General features: G+C 38.5%; 1 protein-coding gene. It reads right to left on the bottom strand.

Annotation, left to right across the window (positions count from 1 at the left end; all coding sequences use genetic code 11):
• Window positions 1-21: 21 nt before the first annotated feature.
• Window positions 22-1,878: a molecular chaperone HtpG gene (gene htpG / locus Q0296_RS09720; RefSeq protein ID WP_298039988.1), complete on the bottom strand. Its 1,857-nt coding sequence runs from the start codon at window positions 1,876-1,878 to the stop codon at window positions 22-24.
• Between the last annotated feature and the right edge of the window lie 80 nt (window positions 1,879-1,958).

Below are 1,958 nucleotides of genomic sequence, written 5' to 3'. Positions count from 1 at the left end.
TTTCTCTTGGGCTTTTTAAATTTAGATAGCTTTTAGCATAACTTTTGTTAGAAGTTCTGAAAATTTAGCTGGATTTTCTAGGCTCATGCCCTCATTTAGCCTTGCCATATCAAGAAGCAAAGGTGCTATGTCATAAACCATCGCCTCATTTTTCTCAAGTTTTGCAAAAATTTCATGATCAGCATTGATCTCCAAGATCGGCTTAACTTTTGGAGCATTTGCGCCTTGTCCCATCTGCCTTAACATCTCTTGCATAGCGTAATCAGGGTCGTTTTTATCATATATTAGCACCGCAGCCGAGCTTGAGAGTCTTGAGCTTAGCCTAACGTCTTTAACTTCGTCTTTTAATATCTCTTTCATCTTAACAAGCGTGTTTGCGACCTTACTCTCATCGACCTTTTCATCGTTTTTGATCTCATCGTTGATATCGGCGTGTGAGACTGATTTTAGAGGTGTTTTGTCAAATTCATTTACCATTGGCATGACGATCGTGTCGATCTCTTCATCCATTATTAACACTTCGATATCGTTTTTCTTAAAGCTCTCAAGAAGCGGCGAATTTCTTAGCATATTTTCGTTGTTGCCGCTGATGTAGTAGATCGACTTTTGATCCTTTTTCATCGCCTCTTTGTACTCTTTTAGGCTGATAAGTCCGTCTCTTTTTGAGCTTTTAAATAGGCAAAGATCCAAAATTTGCTCTTTTTCAGCGTTAAAGCCATAAAGTCCCTCTTTTAAAACCTTGCCAAATAGTTTGTAAAATTTTATGTATTTTTCGCGGTCATTATCTTTTACTTTTGCAAGTTCGCTTAAAATTTTCTTCACGCTCTGCTCTTTTACCGTTCGCATGATCGCATTTTCTTGTAAAATTTCGCGGCTAACGTTTAGCGGCAGATCCTCAACATCGATCACACCTTTGATAAATCTTAAATACGGCGGCAAAAGCTCTTTTGCATCGTCAGTTATAAAAACCCTCTTCACATAGAGCTTCACGCCACTTTGATAATCAACCCTAAAGAGGTCAAACGGCTCAGTGCTTGGCACATAAAATAGCGTTGAATACTCGATCTTACCCTCGGCCTTCGTGTGGATATAAAGTAGCGGGTCGCTGCTGTCGTGTGAAATTTGCTTATAAAAGTCGTTGTAGTCTTGCTCTTTGAGGCTTGATTTGCTTAGTCTCCAAAGCGCATTTGCCTTGTTTATCTGCTCGTTTTTAGTCTCATAAGTGCCCTCTTTTTCGCCTTCTTTTGGTGCGACGTAGCTCTCTTTATCCATAAATATAGGATAAGGGATGTGGTTTGAATATTTTTTAACTATCTCTTCGATACGCCAAGAATTTGCAAATTCATCGTTGTTTAAATGCAAGATAATATCCGTACCAAAGCCATCTTTTTTAGCGTCTTCGATCTCGTAGCTTTTTGCATCAGATGTCCATTTATAGGCCTTCTCACTTAGTGCTCGTTTGCTTATGACTTCGATCTTGCTTGCCACCATAAATGCTGAGTAAAAGCCCACGCCAAACTGGCCAATGAGCGAGCTATCTTTCTTTGCATCACCGCTCAAGCTTTGCATAAAGCCCTTTGTGCCGCTTCTTGCAATAGTGCCTAAATTTGCTATGAGCTCATCTTTATCCATGCCGATGCCATTGTCGCTGATGGTTAAAATTTTGGCTTTTTCATCAACCTTTATGTCGATCCTTGGAGTATAGCTTAAGCTTTTATACTTTTCATCGGTCAAGCATAGGTAGTTTAGCTTGTCAAGCGCGTCGTTTGAGTTTGATATGAGCTCTCTTAAAAATATCTCTTTATTTGAGTAAAGAGAGTGGATCATTAAATTTAAAAGGTCATTGACCTCGGTCTGAAATTCAAATTTATCTGCCATTTTCTTTTCCTTTTTTTAAAATTTTTGGCAGATTATAACACAAAGTGATAAAAATACTCTTAACATTGATAGTAATGCTA

This window comes from uncultured Campylobacter sp., assembly GCF_937890585.1.
GTDB lineage: Bacteria > Campylobacterota > Campylobacteria > Campylobacterales > Campylobacteraceae > Campylobacter_A.
This window is presented reverse-complemented; position numbering and strand designations above follow the sequence as displayed.

Excerpts from the sequence above, each read along its gene's own strand:
- htpG (WP_298039988.1), bottom strand. The coding sequence starts at position 1,878 with ATGGCAGATAAATTTGAATTTCAGACCGAGGTCAATGACCTTTTAAAT.